The sequence below is a fragment of the Pseudomonas fluorescens genome, assembly GCF_018614775.1.
GTDB classification, from domain to species: Bacteria; Pseudomonadota; Gammaproteobacteria; order Pseudomonadales; family Pseudomonadaceae; genus Aquipseudomonas; species Aquipseudomonas fluorescens_BY.
Window position 1 is genome coordinate 40958 of sequence record NZ_JAGGOF010000066.1, and the last position, 20628, is coordinate 61585.

Genomic DNA, 20628 nt, shown 5'->3' on the forward strand with positions numbered 1-20628 from the left:
CGTGGCCCTGTGGCCGAGGTATTAATAATGAAAAGTGGAATTATTCATGAGCTCGAAGAGCAACGCCGCGACGCCTTGGTCGCCTATTACCTGGGCCAGATCGTGCCGTCATCGAATACGGCAGCCCCTTTGCGCCTGACCACCCCCGAGGACCTCTACGAATACCTGCTGATCGACAACCAGGTCAGCGCCCAGGTGGAAACCAGCCGCGTCGCCCAAAGCATCGCCAGCCTGCAACAGTATATCCACGCCATCTACAACGGCATGGAGCCCGGCTACCCCTATGGGTTCAGTACCGAGGAACTGCGCTTGTGGCGCGAAAGCATGAGCCAGTACAGCATCTGGGCCGGCTATCAGATGATCGAAGATTACCCGGAAAACTACATTGACCCGGCTCTGCGCCTGGGCAAGACCAGCCAGTTCAAGGCTCTGGAGAACGACCTGGGGCAAAGTCGCCTGACCGAGGACAGCGTACAGACCGCGCTGAAAAACTACCTCAGTCAGTTTGAGTTGGTCAGTAATCTGAAGGTGCTCTCGGGCTATATCGACGGCACGGACTTCAGACGCGCCAATTATTACTTTGTCGGTCGGCAAAACGTTGAACCTTTCGCGCCCTATTGGCGCAAGGCAGCGATTGACTTGGACGATTCGAGTACCCATGTTTCGCCCGCGGCCTGGAGTGAATGGAAAACCATTGATGTCGCTTTTGCGGCGGGCGTCACTCAGGTTCGACCAGTGGTGATTCGCGACCGGTTGCATCTGGTCTGGGTCGAAGTCGACCAGCCGGAAGTCAGCGATGACGGCAGTAAGACCGGAAAGTACTTTTATTCGGCCAAGATGGCTTATAAACAGCTCAACGATCAATGGTCACCGGCAACGACACTCTTTACCGAACGCACTGCGGTAAACAACTTGACCGACAAGTTGGCGGCGGAAACTTATATCAGCAGGGGTGCGTTTTCGGTGGCCATGGACCTTCGTCTCGCCTCGGCCCCTCGGTTGGTCGTAGCCTTCAAGCTGGGCGCCGATGAGGAGGTACGCGCGTATGATGAATTGTTCGGTCGGATCTTGTTGACGGTGGCAGAGGCGAGTGAGTTGTCCGCCGTGGCGGGTTCGATGTACGGGGACGACCCAACACGCTTGCAGTTTCCTTATCGGGGTATCGATAGCGGTTCTCCGGAGGTTGACTGGGTCGTCAGCTCGGTGGTGTGGGACCGTGACAATCTTCATAACTATCATCCGTCTCCGGCAGAATATCCGGACGCCTTGAATGCTTACCTGGAACTCACCGCAACGTTGCACATGAACAAAAATGCTCAGCAAGAGCTGGTGGGAGGCAAGCTTGAGGTGCAGGGCGTATGTGAAGTGGTGCGCATAGAAAAACTGGGCATCACATTGTCTGTTGAGGATCGTTATATCATTAATCGGTATGCTCTAGCATCTGTTCCGTACCAACTTGAAGCTTACTTTAATATTTTTTACGAGGATGGGCAGTTTTTTGCGGTGTGTGAGATCGCTAATTTCGTGCAGTTTTTTCAGGAGAAAAAGAATCATAGTCATGTTTTTAGCTTTGATGGGGAAACAATTGCCTCAATAGACCAGGACACCTTTGGTATGCAATTAGGTCCGGGGTGGAACACCCCTTATCATCCATGGCTCATGATAAGGATGCGTTACAAAATTCCCCTTCCAACGCTGGAGCTGAAAAATTTTCCGTCTCTCTCACCTCAGGAGACTCAGGCTGGTGCTTCTTTTGAAGTTGAATCGAGGATTCAGCCTATCTGGGGGCCGGAGCCAGAAGACGGCAAAACCTTAAAATTCATTAATAAGTCAAACGTGTTCGCTGAGATTTTTGGTCCTGCCACGAGAAACTTTGGCGTTTGGTACGCTTATGAAGTTGACGGCGTCTATAAGGAAGATCGACTGGGCGCAATTCCCCTCACGTTAAACGGTGCGGCTAAAACCCCTGTATTCACACAAAGTTGGACCGGCGCATTCAGCACTTTCTATGCGTTCCCTTTTGGCGTGGCGAAAGGTACCGACCCTGGAATCGGGTGGAACAGATTTCTGGTGACGCTCAGTCCAACGCTCCGTGACGTCCCCAAAGTGACGATCACGGCGACGGGTGCGCAGTTTCTTGACTTGCAGGCGTTGGAATTGGACGCCCTGCGTTACGTTCGGCTGAACAGCTTGTTCGCTGCGGAGTTGGTCGCCAAAGCGGCCTTCTCGGTAGAAGCGGCCCTGAGCTGGGAGACCCAACACACTCAGGAACCCCCCGTACCCGGTACCTCGCAACCGGTTCCCGTGGACTTCAACGGTGCCAACGGTCGTTACTTCTGGGAGTTGTTTTTCCATGCCCCGCACCTGGTCGCACGACGTTTGCACAGCGAGTTCGACTACCTGGGCGCGGAAACCTGGTACCACGCCATTTTCAATCCGCTGGCGCGGATTCAACCGCTCTACCCCGCCCCCTCCGCGGACTATCCGTATTGGTGCGTCAGGCCCCTGGCCCAGCCGGATCGTCCCGCCGAACAGTTTTTCGGCCTTGGTGGCCTGCGCGATCCGGATGCAATTGCCTATAGCGCGCCCTCGCACTACCGCAAGGCCATCTTTATCGACTACGTGCAGAACCTGATTGCCCGCGGCGACATGCTTTACCGACAACTGACACGCGATGCCCTCAACGAAGCCAAGCTCCTGTATGTACGGGCCTTGTCCCTGCTCGGCCCCTTGTCCAAAGGTCGCAGCATCAGCCGCTGGGAGCCCATGTCCCTGGAGGACGCGGCGGCCTATGACAGCGCACTGTTCAGCACATTCGAGTCGTCAATCCAAGAACTGTTCATCCAGGATATTCCACGCCATATCCAGGGTGATCCCTGGTTGCGCCTGATCGACGCGCCCTGGTTTCGCTTGCCGGTGAACACGCAACTGCTCGACCTGTGGAGCAACCTTGACCTACGGCTGGGCAGCCTGCGCAACAACCTCACCCTGGACGGCAAACCCTTGCTGCTGGCGCTTTACGAGGCGCCGGCCAACCCGTTCGACCTGTTACGAGCGCAGTTGGCTGGCGAGAGCGGCGGGGCCCGGCGGCTAGGATCCCTGGCGATCATTCCGCCGTACCGCTTCCGAGCCATGCTACCCCGTGTGCAGAGCGCCGTGGACACCCTGATCCGCTTTGGCGAACAGGTGCGCGGTTATATGGAACTGCGTGATCGAGCCCAGCAGGAAGAGCTGCTGCAGGCCCATGTACAGGAACTTTCCGAGTTTGCCGTGAGTTTGCAGGAGCTGGCCATTGACCAGGCCAAGAGCAGTAAGAGCGCTCTGAACGAAAGCCTGGCTATGGTGGGTGCTCGTCAGCGCTATTACGAGGGGTTGCGTGAAGAGGATATCTCCGACAATGAAAATAGAATCATGGATGAGCACATGGCTGCGGGAATCCTCAATACGTTGTCGTCCGCCGCGACGGCAGCCGGGCATTTGGCTGATTCCAATTTTTTCAATAAGGCGGGAACGACTGTTGGGCCACGTAAACCCGCCGCGCTTGCATTTGCGGCCGCGGCAGGATTCGAGGTGGTGTCCAAAGGGCTTATGATCGACGTAGAGCGGCGAACACGTAGTGAGCAGTATCGCCGTCGCCGCGAAGAATGGGACTTCATGATCGAACAAGCCAAGGCTGAAACCGACGTCCTCCACGAACAGCTTAAAACTCAGGAGTTCGTCATCAACTCTGCCACCACCGGTTTGAGTCAGGCCGAAAAAGCCCGCGAACAGGCGCAAATCTACTACGACTTCCTAAAGCACCGCTCTACTGGCCCGGGACTTTACCAATGGCTACTTGGCCAGATGTCGACGCTGTATTTCCAAGCCTATGACGCCGTGTTGTCGATGTGCCTGGCCACCGAAGCCGGTTGGCAATATGAGCTGGGCGATCATGACACGCGCTTCATTCCCCATGATGCCTGGGCCGACAACCGCCACGGCCTGAACGCCGGGGAAGCGTTGAAGCTGGGCTTGTTGCGCATGGAGTCGGCTTTTCTCAACCGCCATGAACGCCGCCTGGAACTGATCAAGACCATTTCCCTGAAAGACTTGCTCAAGGATTACGACCCCAACGCCATGCTCGATAGCACGGCACCCAGGGCGGTCGGTTGGGAGGCCGCCCTCGACCAGCTCAGGGAGCGTGGCGAGATCCCTTTCCAACTGAACAGCTCGCTGTTCGACAAGGATTATCCCGGCCATTACCTACGCCAACTGGTGAGTGTGGCCCTGTCGTTCCCCGTGGTGCTGGGGCCGTATCAGGATATCCATGCCACTCTGATACAAACGCGCAGCAGCACCCTGTTGAAGCCCTCGTTGGGTGGCGTGGCCAGCCTCTACAGCGATGCCAATGAGCTGGCAGCGGACAGCGATATCGAACTCGATCGGCGGTCCATCGTGTTCAATCCAAGGCTAAGCCAGCAAGTCGGCTTGTCCAGCGGCCTGGATGATCATGGATTGTTCACCCTGAGCTTCGACGATGAGCGCTACCTGCCCTTCGAGGGAACGGGTGCCGTGTCGAGTTGGATGCTGAGTTTTCCTCGACATCTCTCAGCGCATCAACAAGAAGTCTTCAATTCGTTGACCGACATTATTCTGCAGGTGCGTTATCTGGCGGTGGATGGTGGCCAGGCATTTGCTGCCCAGGTCGAGCCGCTGGTGACGTATGTGGAACAACAAGAGCCAGTGCAGAGCATGCTTCAACTGCATCAGGATAGGTGATGAACAGCGTAGGAACCGAGCATATCCATACTCACACACCCACACTGACAGTCATTGCTCCCCGTGGGCTGCCGGTGCGCTCGATCGCTTATTGCCGTTCCGTCGAAGCGGCGCAACCTGAAGAACGGATCAACCGCAGTGCCTATGACGCGATAGGTCGTCTGATCGAACAATGGGACCCTCGTCTTTGGGCGATGGGTGCCACGGTGCCCGCAACACCGGCCAATCTGACCAACCGTCATTCACTGTCAGGCAAGGTACTGGGCACGACGAGTGTCGATGCCGGTGAACGAATCAGCCTGTTCGGCGATGGCGATCAACTGATCCAAACCTGGGACAGCCGGGAGACTGAGCGACGGGTCGAATACGACGATCTGCTGCGTCCACTGGCCGTTTACGAACAGGGCAAAGGCCAAGCCTCGCGTTGCACCGAACGTTATGAATACGCGGATGCCAGCGCCGATTTCGCCACCCACAATCAATGCGGGCAAGTGCTCCGACACGATGATCCCGCAGGCACTCAGACACTGGACGAATACGCGCTGATCGGGGGCGTGCTCGAGCAGACCCAGCGCTTTTTGCGCTCTTTGGAAACGCCGGATTGGCCGCAGGCACTGTCTGAACGCGACGCGCTGCTGGAGTCGGTGGCGCAGGCGGCCACCAGTGCAACGCATTTCAACCCGCTGGGCGACGTACTGGAACAAACCGATGCCAAGGGCAATCGGCAACTGTTCGATTACACCGTCGATGGCTTGTTGCTCGCGAGCCATCTGCAACTGAGCGGCCAGGCGACGTCCCGGACGTTGGTCAGTGACATCGCCTACAACGCCTATGGCCAGGTCGAACAGGAAACGGCCGGTAACGGCGTTGTCAGCACCCTCACTTACCGCGCCGAGGACGGACGCCTCCTGCGGCTCCGCGCCGGACGCGACGCCGAGGCCCCTCTGCAGGATCTTCGCTATGCCTACGATCCGGTGGGCAATGTCCTGAGCATCGAAGACGCCGCCTTGCCGATTCGCTACTTCGCCAACCAGCGGGTGGAACCGATCAACTGTTTTGACCATGACAGCCTCTATCAGTTGATCAAGGCAACCGGCTGGGAAGCCGGGAGCGTCAGTCGAGGACCGCAATTCGACCGCTTCGAGGATCCTCGCGCAGTCGCCAACTATCAGCAAACTTACCATTACGACACGGGTGGCAACCTGCTGGAACTGGTCCATACCGGCCCGCAAAGCCATAGCCGCAAACTGACGGCCGCGCGCTATAGCAACCGTTGCCTGGCTGACCTGGATGACCGGCCACCGACCGAAGAGGACATTGCCGCCGCTTTTGACGGCAACGGCAATCTGCTGGTACTGCAACCGGGACAGGCGATGAGCTGGGATCTGCGCAATCAGTTGCGCGAGGTGCGACCGGTTGAGCGTGAAAGTGCTGACGATGATAGCGAGTTATATCTTTACGACGGCGATGGTCAGCGACGGCGCAAAGTTCGATCTACCCAGACCAATGCTCGTTCATTGGTGTCAGAGGTCCGCTATTTGCCGGGCCTGGAAATTCGTACCCATGAAGGCTCTGGCGAAGTGTTGCAGGTGATCTGCGTCCAGGCCGGACGTAGCACCATGCAAGTGCTGCACTGGGAAACGGCACCCCCTTCCGGAATCAGCAACGATCAATATCGCTACAACCTGACCGACCATCTAGGTTCCAGCAGCTTGGAGTTGGACAGCGATGCCGAGGTGATCAGCCAGGAAACTTATCATCCGTTTGGTGGCACGGCTTGGTTTGCCGGGCGCAGCGAGGTGGAGGCCAGTTACAAGACGGTGCGTTATTCAGGGAAAGAGCGTGATGCGACGGGGCTTTATTATTATGGGTTCAGGTATTACGCGAGTTGGTTGCAGCGGTGGGTTAATCCAGATCCGATTGGAATTATGGAAGGGTTGAATCTTTATCGAATGGTCTCTAACAATCCACTCGCGTTCGTGGATGTTGGGGGGCTGATGCAGCGGAGGTTCCCAGTCATTCCATCCCGCCCTTCGTCGAGATCAGGTGCCCCACCAGTTGCTTCTTCCCGGCCTCTGTCGACATTGGACGTTCCCCCTGTTGCTCCTTCCCGACCGTCCTCAACACCCCCCGACAGCCCAGGCTCCGCCCTACTCGAAGGTTTGAATAGTGGCCAGTCGTCAGGCCCGAGCAGGGTATCGGTGATACCTGCTTTACAAAGCAGACAACTACTAGTGAGTGACTTAAATACAAAAGTCGCGCAGTCGCAACAGCTGAGCGATGCTCATTTGAGCAACCTAAATAGTATTTTCAAAAGTCGCTTGGCCATGACACCTCTAAAAGTAGTCAACCCTATGGAGCAGATAGAGGCTAGGCCAAACCAGGTATTAGAATTACAACGAGACTCAACAGATAATTACCACTTCTTGCCAACCACACCGGAAACAAAGGAAGTGCCTGCTCCGCATGGGTCGTTCATTTACGTTATTCTTGCTGACGATCCCGGACGTATCTACTCGGCTGCTTCCCTAGGCTCCACAACAACAGAAGAACAATTCCGAGTTCATGGGCACACCTCTATTTCACGCAGGGAAGACGTTCTTTATGCTGGGCATATTATTCTTGACCAAGGCAAACTTGAATCTTGGAATAATGGTAGCGGTCACTATACGCCACCGTACGATCTACACCAAACAAACCTTATACCTGCTGTTCAGCTTCTTTTGCCCAGCAATCTATTCATCGATTACAGAAATATGAATCAAGAACAACTAAATCGCACCTTCGGATTGCGTGGTTATTTAACATTCTAGTTTCTTAAGTTCTGTCCCCTGCAGCTGTTTGCGGGAAATTAAGAAGCTTCGTAGGAGCGGGCAATGCTATTGGTTATCGACCGTTGGTTGTTGCCCGTCGACAGCAGACCGAGGAGGGACGGCCGTCCACTCGCCACAAGGAAAAAGTCCTCAGCCTGGATACTGGGTTTGCAACTCAACCAACCGCCCCGCCAACGCCTTCGCCTGACTCGCCACATCAGTCACAGCCGTACTTTCCCACCAGATCCCCCGCAACGGCGGGCCCATGGCGAACAGGCGCTCGGCGGGTTCGCCTCGGGCGTCGAGCACCGCGCCGTCGGGCCTTGCGGCGATGCCCAGGGCCAGCGGGCCGGGCCGGATCAGGCCCCGGGCCAGCAATTGTTGCGGCAACGGTCGCGCCACACGTCGCCAGTCATATTCGATGCCGCTGGAGTTAATCAACGCAGCGCCCTGCACCACCGTCACCCCAGCCTCGCCCCGCCGGCGGATGCGAATCCCCACGGCCCCGTTGGCAGACGACACCAACCCCTTGAACGAAGCCGCCTGTATCCGCAACCGCCCTTCTTCATGCAAACGCGCCACCAGCTCGGCACTCAACGGCGGAGAACGATGGTGATGGCTCTCCCACCACGGCCGCACATGCTGCACGAACTGCCGACGCTGCACATCGCTGGCCTGGCTCCACAAACGCCCGATATGGGCACGCACCGTGTCCAGCGGCGCTTGCCAATCGATCCCCTGGGCGTGGGCCAGACGGCATTGCTCACGCAAGGCCCGCATTAACTGGCGCGGCGAACGCAAGCTGTGATCCTCGCCGAGGAAATCCACCCACGCGGGCGGTTGGCGCCGCACATGGGGCAGCAAGCCATGGCGGGAAAACACTTCGATCGGCCCACGGTGCCCGGCCTGCTCCAACGACACCACGGCATCGACCATGGTCAGCCCCGAGCCGATGATCAGCACCGTGGACTGCGGATCGAGCTGGCGCATCGCGGCCATATCCCAGGGGTCCAGGGCCGCGGCATTCAAGCCGCTGGATTCGGTCTGGGGGGTTCGCGCCGCCGGGAACATGCCGGTGGCCAGCACCGCGAAACCGCCATGCAAGACTTGGCCATCGTCCAGCGTGACCACCACGGTATCGTCGGCAAGCCGCAAATCCACGGCCTCCCCGCGCACGTGTTCAGCGGTTGAACCGTTTTGTGCGCCCAATGCGCGAGCTTCGGCCAGGCGCTGTTGCACATACAGGCCAAACATCCCGCGAGGTGGAAACAGCTCGCTGACCGGCACGTGTTGCTGGTCCGATTCAGGCCAACCGCCGGCCTCGATGAATGCGGTGAGCCATTGGGTCAGGTCATCGGCATTGTCCGGATCGACGCTCATCCGCGCCGCGTTGCCGTTCAACGTGTGGCCCAGCTCCACGGCGCTGTAGGCCTCGCCCCGGCCGAGTTCGCCGCGCGGCTCGATGATCAGCACCTTGCGCCGGCCCGGCAGGCGCAGCAATTGCACCGCCAGCAGCGCACCGCTCAGGCCACCGCCGATAATCAGGATATCCGCATGTTGCTCCGGCGCTGTGTCCATACCGCTCTCCCAAGGAATCAAATCACCACATTGCGTACAAACCGCACCGCCACCGGGCCATCATTGCGATAGGCGTGGGGCTGGTTGCTGGCGAACATGAAAAACTCACCGGCGCTGATCCGCCGCTCTTCGTCGCCCAACAACAGGGTCAGGCAGCCCTCGAAGACATAGAGCTGCTCGCTCCAGCCATCGGCGTCGGGTTCCGAATGGTAATGCTCGCCGGGCTCCAGGCGCCATTCCCAGAGTTCGACTTCGCGGCTGGCGGTGGCTTTGGCCAGCAACACGGCTTTGCTGCCGGGAATGGTGCCGGCCCAGGCCAGTTCGTTGATACGGCTGGGGTCACGGGCGTCCGGGGCTTGAATCAGGTCGCTGAAGGCCACATCGAGGGCTTCGGCGACGCGGTCCAGGGTGGTCAGGCTGACATTCTTCTCGCCCGCCTCGATTGCCACGAGCATGCGCCGGCTGACCCCGGAGCGTTCCGCCAACGCGGTCTGGCTGAGCTGCGCGGCATGGCGCAGGCGACGGACGTTCTGGCTGACGTGTTGCAGGACAGACGCCCGCTGGCCGGATTCTTTGTGCACTATATTGCTCACGTGGTGGGGCTGCGCATTATACTGCCCAACTGCGGACGCATTGTGCGTCCGCCTCAAGTGGCGCGCAAGGTCATGGCATCGGTGAACTCCCCTCAAGCTTCTTCCCGTTTCTCGCGGTTCAGCAAGGCTGAATGCGTGCTGGTGCTGATCACCATGATCTGGGGCGGGACGTTCTTGCTGGTGCAGCACGCCATGACCGTCAGCGGGCCGATGTTTTTTGTCGGCTTGCGCTTTGCTGCGGCAGCCGCGTTTGTAGCGCTGTTCTCCTGGCGTCAGCTTCGGGACCTGACCCTCTTCGAACTCAAGGCCGGCGCCTTCATTGGCGTGGCGATCATGCTCGGTTACGGCCTGCAAACCGTCGGCCTGCAAACCATCCCCAGCAGCCAGTCGGCGTTCATCACCGCGCTCTACGTACCCTTCGTGCCGCTGTTGCAATGGCTGGTGCTGGGCCGGCGGCCGGGCTTGATGCCCAGCCTCGGCATCATGCTCGCGTTCACCGGGTTGATGCTGGTCTCGGGCCCGGCCGGGGCCTCGTTGAATTTCAGTGCCGGCGAGATCGCCACGCTGATCAGCGCCATCGCGATTGCCGCCGAAATCATCCTCATCAGCGCTTATGCCGGCCAGGTCGACGTCCGCCGGGTGACCGTGGTGCAACTGGCAAGCACGGCGGTGCTGGCGTTTCTGATGGTGGTGCCGACCCGGGAAACGCTCCCGGGGTTTTCCTGGCTGCTGCTCGCCAGCGCCGTCGGTCTGGGCGCCGCCAGCGCAGCGATCCAGGTAGCAATGAACTGGGCGCAGAAAAGCGTCTCGCCCACCCGCGCCACGCTGATCTATGCCGGCGAACCGTTGTGGGCCGGCATTGCCGGGCGGCTGGCGGGCGAGCGGCTGCCGGCGATTGCCTTGTTCGGCGCGGCCTTGATCGTGGCAGCGGTGGTTGTCAGCGAGCTGAAAACCCGGGGCAAAACCGCCGTTGAGGCGGATGAAGGGCTGGAGCGAGAGGGTTGAAGCTATCCTCTGATAGTCGGCAAAGTCGGAAAACTCCACCTATCTTGTAGGATTCTGCGACACCCTCGCGGTTGGTGATCCGGGACTGTGCACGTATGATCCTTGAGAACCTACCGCCGAATAGAAGCCTATGTCACTGATAGTTCTATTGCTTTTACCCTTCATCGGCAGCTGTGTCGCGGCGCTGCTGCCGCATAACGCCCGTAACGCCGAATCGCTGCTGGCGGGCCTTTTGGCCCTGGTCGGCACCGTTCAGGTGGCTTTGCTGTACCCGCAGATCGCCGATGGTGGCGTGATTCGTGAAACCTATTCGTGGCTGCCGAGCCTGGGCCTGGATTTCGTCCTGCGCCTGGACGGCTTTGCCTGGCTGTTTTCGTTGCTGGTGCTGGGCATCGGCACGCTGGTGTCGTTGTACGCTCGTTACTACATGTCGCCGGACGACCCGGTGCCGCGCTTCTTTGCGTTTTTCCTGGCGTTCATGGGCGCCATGCTCGGGCTGGTGATCTCCGGCAACCTGATCCAGATGGTGTTCTTCTGGGAACTGACCAGCCTGTTCTCGTTCCTGCTGATCGGCTATTGGCACCACCGCGCCGATGCCAGGCGTGGCGCCTACATGGCCTTGATGGTGACCGGGGCCGGCGGGCTGTGCCTGTTGGCCGGGGTGATGCTGCTCGGCCATGTGGTGGGCAGCTATGACCTGGACAAGGTCCTGGCCGCCGGCGAGCTGATCCGAGCCCATGCCCTCTACCCCATCCTATTGACGTTGATTCTGATCGGCGCCTTGAGCAAAAGCGCCCAGTTTCCCTTCCACTTCTGGCTGCCCCACGCTATGGCCGCGCCGACGCCGGTGTCGGCATACCTGCACTCGGCGACCATGGTCAAGGCCGGGGTGTTCCTGCTGGCGCGGCTGTGGCCGTCGCTGTCGGGCAGTGAACAATGGTTCTACATCGTCGGTGGCGCGGGCGCTTGCACCTTGCTGCTGGGCGCTTACTGCGCGATGTTCCAGAACGACCTCAAGGGCCTGCTGGCCTACTCCACCATCAGCCACCTCGGGCTGATCACCCTGTTGCTGGGCCTCAACAGTCCGCTGGCGGCAGTGGCGGCGGTGTTTCATATCCTCAACCACGCCACCTTCAAGGCCTCGCTGTTCATGGCGGCCGGGATCATCGACCACGAGAGCGGCACCCGCGACATCCGCAAGCTCAGTGGCCTGGTCCGGCTGATTCCGTTCACCGCGACCCTGGCGATGGTGGCCAGTGCGGCGATGGCCGGGGTGCCGCTGCTCAACGGGTTCCTGTCCAAGGAAATGTTTTTCGCCGAGACCGTGTTCATCTCCGCCACCGCCTGGGTCGAGTTGGCCCTGCCGATCATCGCCACCATCGCCGGGACCTTCAGCGTGGCGTATTCCCTGCGCTTCACCGTGGACGTGTTCTTCGGCCCTACCGCCACCGACCTGCCCCACACGCCCCACGAGCCACCGCGCTGGATGCGCGCACCGGTGGAACTGTTGGTGTTCACCTGCCTGCTGGTGGGAATTTTCCCGGCCCAGGTGGTCGGCTCTCTGCTGGCGGCCGCTGCGTTGCCGGTGGTGGGCGGCACGCTGCCCGAGTACAGCCTGGCGATCTGGCACGGTCTCAATGCGCCGATGATCATGAGCCTGGTGGCGATGTCCGGCGGCATCGTGCTGTACCTGCTGCTGCGCAATCAGTTCAAGCAAGGGCACATCAAGCACCCGCCGTTCATAGGCCGGCTCAGCGGCAAGCGCTTGTTCGAGCGCTGCCTGGTGCTGATGATGCGTCAGAGCCGGCGGGTGGAGCGTCTGATCAGCACCCGGCGCCAGCAAGCCCAGTTGTTCTGGCTGGTACTCGCCGCCGTGCTGGCCGGGCTGATCCCGATGCTGCACAACTCGCTGGCCTGGGGCGATCGGCCGAAAATCCCCGGCTCCAGCGTGTTCGTCATCCTCTGGCTGCTGGCAATCGCTTGTGCCCTGGGCGCAGCCTGGCAGGCCAAGTACCACCGGCTGGCGGCCCTGACCATGGTCAGCGTCTGCGGGCTGATGACCTGCGTGACCTTCGTCTGGTTCTCCGCCCCCGACCTGGCCTTGACGCAATTGGTGGTGGAAGTGGTGACCACGGTGCTGATCCTGCTGGGCCTGCGTTGGCTGCCACGGCGGATCGAGGACGCATTGCCGCGCCCCAACAGTGAACGACGTGCGCGCGCCCGTCGTCTGCGGGACTTGCTGTTGTCCATCGCGGTAGGCGGCGGCATGGCGCTGCTGGCCTACGCCATGCTGACCCGCCAGACGCCCAACGATATTTCTTCGTTCTACCTCAGCCGCGCCCTGCCCGAAGGCGGCGGCAGCAATGTGGTGAACGTGATGCTGGTGGATTTCCGCGGTTTCGACACCCTGGGGGAGATCACCGTGCTGGTGGCGGTGGCCCTGGCGGTGTTCGCTCTCCTGCGCCGCTTCCGCCCCCCGAAGGAAAGCATGCAGCTGCCGGCGCAACAGCGCTTGCTCGCGCCAGACGTGGTCACCGATCTGGTCAACCCGCGTCATGCCAGCGACACCGCGCTGGGCTTCATGATGGTGCCGTCGGTGCTGGTGCGCCTGCTGCTGCCGATTGCCCTGGTGGTTTCGTTCTACCTGTTCATGCGCGGCCACAACCAACCGGGTGGCGGCTTCGTGGCCGGGTTGGTGATGTCGGTGGCGTTCATTCTCCAGTACATGGTGGCCGGTACCCAGTGGGTCGAGGCCCAGATGAGCCTGCGGCCGCTGCGCTGGATGGGCACCGGGCTGTTGTTTGCCACCGCCACGGGCCTGGGGGCAATGGCCGTGGGTTATCCGTTCCTGACCACCCACACCTGGCATTTCAAGCTGCCGTTGCTGGGTGATATTCACCTGGCCAGCGCGCTGTTCTTCGACATCGGCGTCTACGCCGTGGTGGTCGGCTCGACCCTGTTGATCCTGACCGCCCTGGCTCACCAGTCGGTACGGGCGCACAAACCGGGCCTGCAGGCCAAAGCCGCCCCCCTCAAAGGAGCCACTGCCTGATGGAAGAAGTCATCGCAATCGCAATCGGCGTCCTGGCCGCCTCCGGTGTCTGGCTGGTGCTGCGGCCCCGGACCTTCCAGGTGGTCATGGGCCTGTGCCTGCTGTCCTACGGCGTGAACCTGTTCATCTTCAGCATGGGCAGCCTGTTCATCGGCAGGGAGCCGATCATCAAGGACGGCGTGGCCCAGGACCTGTTGCACTACACCGATCCGCTGCCCCAGGCCCTGGTGCTGACGGCCATCGTCATCAGCTTTGCCATGACCGCGCTGTTCCTGGTGGTGCTGCTGGCGTCGCGGGGCCTGACCGGCACCGACCATGTGGACGGTCGGGAGCCTCGGGAATGATGTTGACGCCGCATCTGATCGCCGCCCCCATCCTGCTGCCGCTGCTGACCGCTGCGGTGATGCTGCTGCTCGGCGAGAAACACCGCCCGCTCAAGGCGCGGATCAACCTGTGCTCCAGCCTGCTCGGCCTGGGCATCGCGGTGCTGTTGCTGCTCTGGACCCAGGACCAGGCGCTGCCCGCGTCCATTGGCGTGTACCTGCCCGGCAACTGGCAGGCGCCGTTCGGCATCGTTCTGGTGGTCGATCGCCTGTCGGCACTGATGCTGGTGTTGACCGGCATCATCGGCGTCAGCGCCCTGCTGTTCGCCACCGCGCGCTGGCACGCTGCCGGGGCAAGTTTCCATGCCTTGTTCCAGATCCAGTTGATGGGCCTCTACGGGGCCTTCCTGACCGGTGATCTGTTCAATCTGTTCGTGTTTTTCGAAGTGCTGCTGGCAGCCTCCTACGGTTTGCTGTTGCACGGCTCGGGCCGGGCGCGGGTGTCGTCGGGGCTGCATTACATTTCCATCAACCTGGTGGCCTCGTCGCTGTTTCTGATCGGCGCGGCGCTGATCTATGGCGTCACCGGCACCTTGAACATGGCCGACCTGGCCTTGAAGGTGCCGCTGGTTCCGGAGGCCGACCGGGGCCTGCTGCACGCCGGGGCGGGCATCCTCGCGGTGGCGTTCCTGGCCAAGGCTGGCATGTGGCCGCTGAATTTCTGGCTGGTGCCGGCCTATAGTGCCGCCAGCGCGCCAGTGGCCGCGCTGTTCGCGATCATGACCAAGGTCGGTGTCTACACGATCCTGCGCCTGTGGACGCTGTTGTTCTCCGGCCAGGCCGGCGCCTCCGCGTACTTCGGCGCCGACTGGCTGGTCTACGGCGGCATGGCGACCATCGTCTGCGCCGCCATCGCCATTCTCGCGGCCCAGCGCCTGGAGCGCATGGCCAGCCTGAGCATCCTGGTCTCGGCCGGTATCCTGTTGTCGGCCATTGGCTTCGCCCAGCCCAACCTGGTGGGCGCGGCGCTGTTTTACCTGGTGAGTTCGACCCTGGCGCTCTGCGCGCTGTTCATGCTGGCGGAGTTGATCGAACGCTCGCGCTCGGCCAATGAATTGGCGCTGGACGACGACTTCGACAGTTTGCCGCGGCCGCTGGAATCCCTGCAGCCACCCAAGGGCATCAACCTCGACGACGAACAGAAAGCCGTGGTCGGGCAAGTGATTCCCTGGACCATGGCCTTCCTCGGCTTGAGTTTCATTTTCTGCGCGCTGCTGATTATCGGCATGCCGCCGCTGTCCGGGTTCATCGGCAAGCTGGGCCTGCTGAGTGCCTTGCTCAATCCCCAGGGCCTCGGGGCGAGTGCCGGGGTGCCGGTGTCAAACCAGGCGTGGGTTTTGTTGGCGCTGCTGGTCCTGTCCGGGCTGGCTTCGCTGATTGCTTTCTCACGCCTGGGCATCCAGCGCTTCTGGACACCGCAAGAGCGACCCTCGCCGTTGCTGCGGCCCTTCGAATGCCTGCCGATCATCGTGCTGCTGGGCCTGGGCATTGCGTTGACCTTCAAGGCCGAGCCGTTGTTGCGCTATACCCAGTCCGCCGCCGATGCGCTGAATAACCCGGAACATTATGTGATGTCAGTGCTCGCCACCCGCGCCATTCCCAACCCTGAAGCCAGCGCCGCCTTGCAGGAGGCTCAGCCATGAAGCGACTGTTTCCCGCACCGTGGTTGTCCCTGGCACTCTGGCTGCTGTGGCTGGTGTTGAACGTATCGCTCAGCGCCGGCCATCTGCTGCTGGGGGCCGCGCTGGGCTTCCTGGCACCGTTGATGCTGCGCCCGTTGCGACCGCGCCCGATCCGCATCCGCCGGCCGTGGGCAGTGCTGCGCCTGTTTCTGCGGGTGGGCCGCGACGTGGTCGCCTCCAACCTGGCAGTGGCCTGGGGCGTGCTGAACGCCAGTCGCCGCCCGCCGCGCTCGCGGTTCGTCAAGGTGCCGCTGGACCTGAACGATGCCAACGGCCTGGCCGCGCTGTCGATGATCACCACCGTGGTGCCGGGAACGGTCTGGTCGGAACTGGCGCTGGATCGCAACATCCTGCTCCTGCATGTGTTCGATCTGGACGACGAAGCGGCATTCATCGCCCATTTCAAGGCCACCTACGAGCGCCCCTTGATGGAGATTTTCCAATGAGCCCGCTGCTGTCCAACGCGATTGTTTTGAGCCTGTTACTGTTCGCCCTGGCGATGGCGCTGACCCTGCTGCGGCTGTTCAAGGGGCCGTCGGCGCAGGATCGGGTACTGGCCCTGGACTACCTGTACATCCTGGCGATGCTGATGATGCTGGTGCTAGGCGTGCGTTATGCCAGTGACACCTATTTCGAGGCGGCGCTGCTGATCGCCCTGTTCGGCTTTGTCGGCTCGTTTGCCCTGGCCAAGTTCCTGCTGCGTGGCGAGGTGATCGAATGACCGGCGAATTGTTGATGTGGGTGGAAATTCCGGTGGCGATCCTGCTGGTGCTCAGCAGCCTGTTCGCCCTGGCCGGGGCCATCGGCCTGGTGCGGCTGAAGGACTATTTCCAGCGCATGCACCCACCGGCCCTGGCGTCCACCCTGGGTGCCTGGTGCGTGGCCCTGGCCTCGATCCTGTACTTTTCCGCGCTCAAGTCCGCACCGGTGTTGCACGCCTGGCTGATCCCGATCCTGCTGTCCATCACCGTACCGGTGACCACCTTGCTGCTGGCCCGGGCGGCGCTGTTTCGCAAGCGCATGGCGGGGGATGATGTGCCGGCGGAAGTGAGCAGTCGCAGGCACGACTGCGACACGCCGGATGACTGAGTGACTCAGGCCCAGGCCACCGCCAGCAACCCGGCTCCCAGCACCACGCACAACGGCGAATAGACCCAGGTGTCGAGCCGGGCGAACGTCGATTCCTTGAACTCCTTGAAGAAGCCCACCAGGTTCGATTCGCCAATCGCCCGGGCGAACATCAACAGGGCGATCGCGCTGATCAGCCATTGCAACGCCCGGTGGGTGACCGGCGGCGCCAACAGACCGCTGCGCAGGCACACCAGCACCGCGATCAACAGCAACGCCAGGGCCACCAGCAACGTCAACCAGCCCGAGGGGTCGAACGCCGGGCGCAACATGTCGCCCTGTTTCACCGGCACCTGGGGCACCACCGCCGAAGCTGCCCAGCGCCCGCCCAGGGCCCAATACAAATGGATCAAGCTGATGGTCGCAAACACTGCGACCAGCGACCGAGCCAATAAGAGCGTCATTCGCCAGCCTCCTGAAAAAGGTTGAACAATCATCCTAGCTGGAATTTGGCATTTCGCCGGACGGGCGCAGACTGCCTGGTTTCCAGGGAAAGACGCATTGCCCGGGATCAAGGTTCGAGCGGCTGGCGTTGGACGCGCTACAGCGCGGCGGAGACCTTGTCTGCCACCTCCTTGGGCACCCAGGCCTGCCAGAGCTGCGGGTGCGCCTTGAGGAACGCCTCGGCGGCTTCGCGCGGCGCAGTGCGCTTCTCGCTCATGTCGGCCAGGGCCTTGTTCAACGGTTCGATGGGCAGGTCGACCTTGCTGAAGAATTCGGCAATGTCCGGGTGCTGTTGCTGGAACGGCGCTGACACGCCAATCGACAGTTTCGAGGCCAGGGAGCGGGTCGGCTTCGGATTGGGGTTGTCGGCGTCTGTGAGGGTTTTCCAGGCCTCGGCATCGAACGGTGGCTCTTGCAGTTGCACCAGCTTGAAACGCCCGAGCAGCGGCGTGGGCGACCAGTAATAAAACAGGATCGGCTTGCCCCGGCGGATCGATGAGGTGATTTCGGCGTCCAGCGCCGCCCCCGAGCCGCTGCGAAAGTTCACGTAGCTGTCCGTCAGGCCATACGCCTTGAGCTTCTGCTGGTTGACCACCTCGGACGTCCAGCCAATGGGGCTGTTGAGGAAGCGCCCCTTGTCCGGGCTTTCCGGGTCCTTGAACACGTGCTTGTAGCGCGCCAGGTCCTCGACGCTGCGCAGATCCGGCGCCACGGGCTTGATGCCCTTGGCCGGATCGCCCTTGATCACGTATTCGGGCACCCACCAACCTTCGGTCGCGCCCTTGACCGTATCACCCAGGGCGACCACCTTGCCCTCGGCCTCGGCCTTGACCCACACCGGACTGCGACCGGCCCACTCTTCGCCAATGACTTGGATGTCGTTGTTGGCCAGGGCGGTTTCCAGGGTGATGGTGGTGCCAGGCAACGTGTCGGTCGGCAGGCCATAGCCTTTTTCCACGATGATCCGCAGGATATCGGTGATCAGGCTGCCGCTTTCCCAATTCAGGTCGGCGAAGTGGATCGGCGCTGAAGCTGCTGACGCCGGAACCGGCGAAACCAACACCGCTAAGGTGGCCCAGGCAGCCAGCCACTGTCGAACTCGTTTCATGCTTTGCACCTCGTGCCAGATACAGCCATCGCCGAACGGTCCTGCGTTACCGAACGCAAGCCTCTGAATAGTTCAGTCAGTTGACTGTAGCCGAGGTTCCAGTGAGGCCCGGAAAAACTCCAGCCCTTACCAGGCAGACCCGGTTTTTCAGACGATTTTCACCGGCGTTGCCGTATCACTCGCTGGCCTTGAACGTCACGAGCTCGCCCTTGCGCCATTTGGCAGCTTTGGCGGTGACGGCCTTCAAGGTCTTGGTCATGCCTTCCTGCAATTGTTCGTTGGCGGCGAACACCGTCACCACGCTGTGGCCTTCCTTGAACAGGATCGCCTCACCACCGGTGGTCGTGACGAAGGCGTAGTCACCCAGGCCATAGACTGTCAGCTTGATTTCGCGAAAGCGGATTTCAAACTTGCCGCCTTCGCGACTGGGCAAAACCGCTGCCCGAAAATGATCACCGACCTTGAGCTCCAGCCTGGGCTTGTCATCGACCACCAGGGCCGACTCGGTGTCGACTTCGGCAACATAGATGCCTTCGGCGGACTGCTCAGTGATGTAGACGAAACGTGACTGGAACAGCTTGACCAGTTTTGCCCGCAGGTCACCAAGTACAAATAACGCATGCATGTCGAGATTACTTACTGCCAAGGAACCATCCCCATCTTTGAAAACGACCCGCCCCTCTGAAAAGACGAGCCACGAGAACCCGTGCCGACTGTCATGTCGCAATGGACCTGTACTGAAAATTCGAAATGAACCGCGCGCCCCATTCCCCGGGCCGAGAGCAGACTAAAGGTTGTCACTCTCGCCGTCTTTCCCAAGGGGTCGTCAGAAGTTGAAGGAAAACACCACTCTGAGCATCGGAAAAGGTGGGACTACTAACTTTAGGGAAATTTCTCACTTAGAAAAGCATTTTTCTGACATCGAGCCCAAAAAAAATTGCTTTAGATAGGCGCAACCGTCCCACAACCCTGCCGATTCTAGAGCAGCCGTGGGCGTGAAGACCACTCGCAACAGCCGACAACTCGTCGGTAAACCATAGAAAAGGAATTCGCATGGCCACTTTGATTCCCCTTGTCTCCCCCGTCGCCCCTTGCATGGCCGACACACCCGACACCCTTGACGGCGTCAATTGCGCGCCCATCTCGTTGCTACAACCGCGTTATCGGGTGGTCCTGGCCGGTAAGTGCTTTTTTCACATTGAAGAAACGTCGACTGGACGTGTAAGAGGATTCCGCACCGATCATAACGAGGCCTGCTACCTGGCCAGGCGTCTCGAACGGAGCGCTTGAGTGCCTTTGAGCCGTTGCGTGACTTAACTGAGCCGCCGACAGGCAACTGCTGCCATACTGCCTGCCAGCGGTGCCGGTTCCCATCGGCGGATCGCGCATCAGCACTATCACTTGAAAGGAAGGCGCGACGTGACGGAACTTGATATTGGCGAATTTCTCATCCGGGGCGAAGCCAGGGAGGTCGAAGGCGAGTTCCAGGCCGTCATCGTCATGCGCGCCAAGCCCGCCTTGACCAAGGTCAGCTGGCACCAGGTGGAGAAGGATCGCTGGTTCAAGACATCGGAAGTCGCGGCCCAGGCCGCCAGGGAAGCGGCCCGAGCCCTGAAGCTCGCCGTGGATGAAGGGGCCTTGAAAGCCTGATGCCGATCGAACTCCTGACGTTCGCTCGCCTCTGATAAAGGGAAGCCACTCCCCGCCCATCCCCAAAGGAGAACCCCATGGAACAGCCTTCGCACGAGCTCAGCACCCTGTTCGACCAACTAGGCCTGCCCTCGGATGGCAACGCCATCGACGATTTCATCATGACCCACCCGCTGGCCCCGGAGATCAAACTGGTGGAGGCCGATTTCTGGTCGGATCAGCAAAAACAGCTCCTGCGCGAGTGGCTGCTGGCCGACGGCGAAGAAGCGGTGCTGGTGGATCAACTGAACGTGCGCCTGCACGACGGTAAATAACCCTTTTTCCTTCTGCCGCATGCAATCGCCGTGGGAGCGGGCTTGCTCGCGAAAGCGGTGAGTCAGTCGGCACCCATACTGGCTGACCCACCGCTTTCGCGAGCAAGCCCGCTCCCACAT

At 60.8% G+C, this 20628-nt stretch carries 17 protein-coding genes; 12 read left to right on the forward strand and 5 right to left on the reverse strand.

Annotated elements, in window-relative coordinates; translation table 11 throughout:
• Positions 1–27 precede the first annotated feature (27 nt).
• On the forward strand, positions 28–4758 hold the full coding sequence (locus J7E36_RS17675) for a neuraminidase-like domain-containing protein (RefSeq protein ID WP_215005458.1): 4731 nt from the start codon (positions 28–30) through the stop codon (positions 4756–4758).
• Positions 4758–7571, forward strand: coding sequence for an RHS repeat domain-containing protein (locus J7E36_RS17680; RefSeq protein ID WP_231286521.1), 2814 nt, complete (start codon positions 4758–4760; stop codon positions 7569–7571). Before J7E36_RS17675 ends, J7E36_RS17680 begins: the two co-directional genes overlap by 1 nt.
• A 150-nt stretch (positions 7572–7721) precedes the next feature.
• Here J7E36_RS17680 and J7E36_RS17685 read toward each other — a convergent pair whose 3' ends face one another.
• Both J7E36_RS17685 and J7E36_RS17690 read right to left on the reverse strand, forming a co-directional pair.
• Positions 7722–9149: an FAD/NAD(P)-binding protein gene (locus J7E36_RS17685; protein WP_215005460.1), complete on the reverse strand. Its 1428-nt coding sequence runs from the start codon at positions 9147–9149 to the stop codon at positions 7722–7724.
• Positions 9150–9166: 17 nt separating this feature from the next.
• Positions 9167–9730 carry a helix-turn-helix domain-containing protein gene (locus J7E36_RS17690; RefSeq protein ID WP_215005463.1) on the reverse strand — a complete coding sequence of 188 codons (564 nt, stop codon included), beginning with the start codon at positions 9728–9730 and terminating at the stop codon, positions 9167–9169.
• On the opposite strand from J7E36_RS17690, the gene J7E36_RS17695 reads away from it, so the two are divergent.
• The 7 genes from J7E36_RS17695 (at position 9725) to J7E36_RS17725 (ending at position 16953) form a co-directional block, all read left to right on the forward strand.
• Positions 9725–10747 carry a DMT family transporter gene (locus J7E36_RS17695; protein ID WP_215005466.1) on the forward strand — a complete coding sequence of 341 codons (1023 nt, stop codon included), beginning with the start codon at positions 9725–9727 and terminating at the stop codon, positions 10745–10747. The genes J7E36_RS17690 and J7E36_RS17695 overlap by 6 nt on opposite strands.
• Positions 10748–10877: 130 nt before the next feature.
• Entirely contained in the window at positions 10878–13799 is a 2922-nt protein-coding gene (locus J7E36_RS17700; protein WP_215005469.1) for a monovalent cation/H+ antiporter subunit A, read from the forward strand.
• Positions 13799–14143 (forward strand): Na+/H+ antiporter subunit C, encoded by a 345-nt coding sequence (locus tag J7E36_RS17705; RefSeq protein ID WP_215005472.1) that lies wholly within the window; start codon positions 13799–13801, stop codon positions 14141–14143. The genes J7E36_RS17700 and J7E36_RS17705 overlap by 1 nt, the downstream gene beginning before the upstream one ends.
• Positions 14140–15825, forward strand: coding sequence for a monovalent cation/H+ antiporter subunit D (locus J7E36_RS17710; protein WP_215005475.1), 1686 nt, complete (start codon positions 14140–14142; stop codon positions 15823–15825). Before J7E36_RS17705 ends, J7E36_RS17710 begins: the two co-directional genes overlap by 4 nt.
• Positions 15822–16310: a Na+/H+ antiporter subunit E gene (locus tag J7E36_RS17715; protein ID WP_215005478.1), complete on the forward strand. Its 489-nt coding sequence runs from the start codon at positions 15822–15824 to the stop codon at positions 16308–16310. The genes J7E36_RS17710 and J7E36_RS17715 overlap by 4 nt, the downstream gene beginning before the upstream one ends.
• Positions 16307–16585 (forward strand): K+/H+ antiporter subunit F, encoded by a 279-nt coding sequence (locus J7E36_RS17720; RefSeq protein ID WP_215005481.1) that lies wholly within the window; start codon positions 16307–16309, stop codon positions 16583–16585. Before J7E36_RS17715 ends, J7E36_RS17720 begins: the two co-directional genes overlap by 4 nt.
• Positions 16582–16953, forward strand: a complete 372-nt coding sequence (locus J7E36_RS17725) for a Na+/H+ antiporter subunit G (protein WP_215005485.1) — start codon at positions 16582–16584, stop codon at positions 16951–16953. The genes J7E36_RS17720 and J7E36_RS17725 overlap by 4 nt, the downstream gene beginning before the upstream one ends.
• A 5-nt stretch (positions 16954–16958) precedes the next feature.
• On the opposite strand, the gene J7E36_RS17730 is transcribed toward J7E36_RS17725, so the two are convergent.
• The 3 genes from J7E36_RS17730 to J7E36_RS17740 all read right to left on the reverse strand — a co-directional run bounded on the left by J7E36_RS17730 (position 16959) and on the right by J7E36_RS17740 (position 19169).
• Positions 16959–17396, reverse strand: a complete 438-nt coding sequence (locus J7E36_RS17730; protein WP_215005488.1) for a DUF3995 domain-containing protein — start codon at positions 17394–17396, stop codon at positions 16959–16961.
• Positions 17397–17533: 137 nt separating this feature from the next.
• Positions 17534–18544 carry an ABC transporter substrate-binding protein gene (locus tag J7E36_RS17735; protein ID WP_215005492.1) on the reverse strand — a complete coding sequence of 337 codons (1011 nt, stop codon included), beginning with the start codon at positions 18542–18544 and terminating at the stop codon, positions 17534–17536.
• 175 nt (positions 18545–18719) lie between these two features.
• A complete protein-coding gene (locus tag J7E36_RS17740; protein WP_215005495.1) occupies positions 18720–19169 on the reverse strand; it encodes a hypothetical protein in 450 nt (149 codons plus the stop codon).
• A 470-nt stretch (positions 19170–19639) separates the two neighbouring features.
• On the opposite strand from J7E36_RS17740, the gene J7E36_RS25320 reads away from it, so the two are divergent.
• The 3 genes from J7E36_RS25320 to J7E36_RS17750 all read left to right on the forward strand — a co-directional run bounded on the left by J7E36_RS25320 (position 19640) and on the right by J7E36_RS17750 (position 20508).
• Positions 19640–19834 (forward strand): hypothetical protein, encoded by a 195-nt coding sequence (locus tag J7E36_RS25320; RefSeq protein ID WP_231286522.1) that lies wholly within the window; start codon positions 19640–19642, stop codon positions 19832–19834.
• 129 nt (positions 19835–19963) lie between these two features.
• Positions 19964–20194: a hypothetical protein gene (locus J7E36_RS17745; RefSeq protein WP_215005498.1), complete on the forward strand. Its 231-nt coding sequence runs from the start codon at positions 19964–19966 to the stop codon at positions 20192–20194.
• A 77-nt stretch (positions 20195–20271) separates the two neighbouring features.
• Positions 20272–20508 carry a DUF2789 family protein gene (locus J7E36_RS17750; protein ID WP_215005501.1) on the forward strand — a complete coding sequence of 79 codons (237 nt, stop codon included), beginning with the start codon at positions 20272–20274 and terminating at the stop codon, positions 20506–20508.
• Positions 20509–20628: the final 120 nt, after the last annotated feature.